General features: G+C 74.6%; 1 protein-coding gene. It reads left to right on the forward strand.

Annotated elements, in window-relative coordinates; genetic code table 11:
• Positions 1-66 precede the first annotated feature (66 nt).
• Complete coding sequence (locus VM95_RS28095) at positions 67-1,551, forward strand: sensor histidine kinase (protein ID WP_045701850.1); 1,485 nt, start codon at positions 67-69, stop codon at positions 1,549-1,551.
• The last annotated feature ends 670 nt before the right edge of the window (positions 1,552-2,221 follow it).

Here is a 2,221-nt window from a genome sequence, read left to right on the forward strand (position 1 = left end):
GGCCGGGCCGGCCGGGCGGGCCGGGCCGGCCGGGCGGGCCGCCGCTTCGGCCGCCGGCCCCGGACGCTGCGCGCCCGGCTGATCGCCGGCGTGCTCGCGCTGCTGCTGCTCACCTGCGGCGGGGTCAGCCTGGCCACCGCCGAACTGCTGCGGCACTTCCTGGTCGGCCGGCTGGATCAGCAGCTCGCGCAGGCCGGCGCCCGGTACGCCGCCAGCCTTGAGCACGCCGCGGGTGCCCCCGGTACGGGGATCCCCGCCCCCGGCCGACCCGACGCCGGCGCGGACACCCGCGCCCAGGCCCCCGGCACCTTCGGCGCCCGGCTCCTCGACGGCCGGGTCACCGCCGCGGGCGTGGTCGACGGCGACGCCGACGACGCCGAGGTGGCCTCCGGCGACCGGCCCGCCGACACCGACGACAAGGTCGCCCTGACCGCCGTCGACGGCCGGCACCTGGCCGCGCTGCCGCCGGACGGCTCCGCCCACGGCGTCCGGCTCTCCGCCCTCGGCGGCTACCGGGTCCGGGCGGCGGCCGGCCGGGACGGCGACGTCCTGGTCACCGGCCTGCCCACCGGCCCGGTGGACGCGACCGTACACAAGCTCGTGATGGTCGAACTGCTGGTGTTCGGAGTGGCGCTGGCCGCCACCGGCATCGCCGGCACGCTGTGGGTGCGGCTGTCGCTGCGCCCGCTGGAGCGCGTAGCCGGCACCGCCGAGCGGGTCAGCGCGCTCTCCCTGGCCAGCGGCGCGGTCGCGCTCTCCGAACGGGTGCCGGACGAGGACCCGCGCACCGAGGTCGGCCGGGTCGGCTCGGCGTTCAACCGGATGCTCGGGCACGTCGAGGACGCCCTGGCGCAGCGCCATCTCGTCGAGGAACGGCTGCGCGGCTTCGCCGCCGACGCCGGCCACGAGCTGCGCACCCCGCTGGCCACCGTGCGCGGCCACGCCGAACTGGCGCTGCGCCACCCCGGCCCGGTGCCGCCGGAGGTCCGGCACTCGCTGGGCCGGATCGAGGCGGAGTCCCGCCGGATGGGCGCGATCGTCGAGGACCTGCTGCTGCTCGCCCGGCTGGACGCCGGGCGCCCGCTCGCCGACGACGAGGTCGACCTCACCAGACTCGCCCTGGACGGCGCCGCGGACGCCCGCGCGTCCGCCCCCGGCCACCGCTGGCGGCTCGACCTGCCCGAGGAACCGGTGATCGTGCGTGGCGACGCCGACCGGCTGCGCCAGGTGGTGGCCAACCTGCTGGCGAACGCCGCCGCCCACACCCCCGAGGGCACCGAGGTGACGCTCCGGCTCACCCCGGACGGCCCCTGGATCGCGCTCGGCGTCACCGACACCGGGCCCGGCATCGAGCCGCGGCTCGCCGAGCGGGTCTTCGAGCGCTTCGTCCGCGGCGACCCGGCCCGCTCCCGCACCCGCTCCGCCGGGAGCACCGGCCTGGGCCTGGCCATCGTGCGGGCCGTGGTCGACGCGCACGGCGGCTCCGTCCGACTGGCCAGCCGACCGGGGCGGACGGAGTTCACCGCTTTGCTGCCCGCCGGGCGCGACTAAATCCTTTCTTTTGCGTCACCGGCTCGACCGCCGTACCCCCGTGCCGCCTTCTCGCCGTTTCCGGAATCTACGCGCGCGCATTTCCCGGGATGAATGAGGTCCGCATTCGCGCGGCTCTCGATCGAGAACCGGAGTCCTCCGGCCGCGAAGCGCCGCACTTGACAATCCGGCGCCAACTCCGGCCCGGTTCGGGCGAATTGTCCGGCGCCGCCCGCCGGCGGGCCGCGGCCCCGAGTCGGCCGGGATGCGGCCCCCACCGCGCGGAACCGGTCGGAGGGTGATCCGGCAGTTCCGACGGAGGCCTCCTCCGACCTGCGGGAATTCGCGGTCGGGGCGTCAGGATGTGAACGTACGCCCCCTTGACTTCCCGCTTCGGACACACGACGGTTAACCATGCCGACAACCAGACGTCATGTCGGTATCCACAAGTCGTCACCTGAATGCCACCTTCGACTGATTGCTTCTACCCGCACCGCGACAGGCATTGATGGGGAAACTTCGATTTCCGAGGCAGGCAATGCACTTCAGTGATCGCGACATGAATCAGGTGTCAGGTTCTGCGGGCCGCTTCCCGGCGGCGGAATTACCGGAGAGCAGGACCGAAACACTCGTCGACCGGTTCCGCGCGGTGTTCCAGGAACGCCCCGGAGAAAGGTTCTACCGATTTCTC

This window comes from Streptomyces rubellomurinus (assembly GCF_000961885.1).
GTDB lineage: Bacteria > Actinomycetota > Actinomycetes > Streptomycetales > Streptomycetaceae > Kitasatospora > Kitasatospora rubellomurina.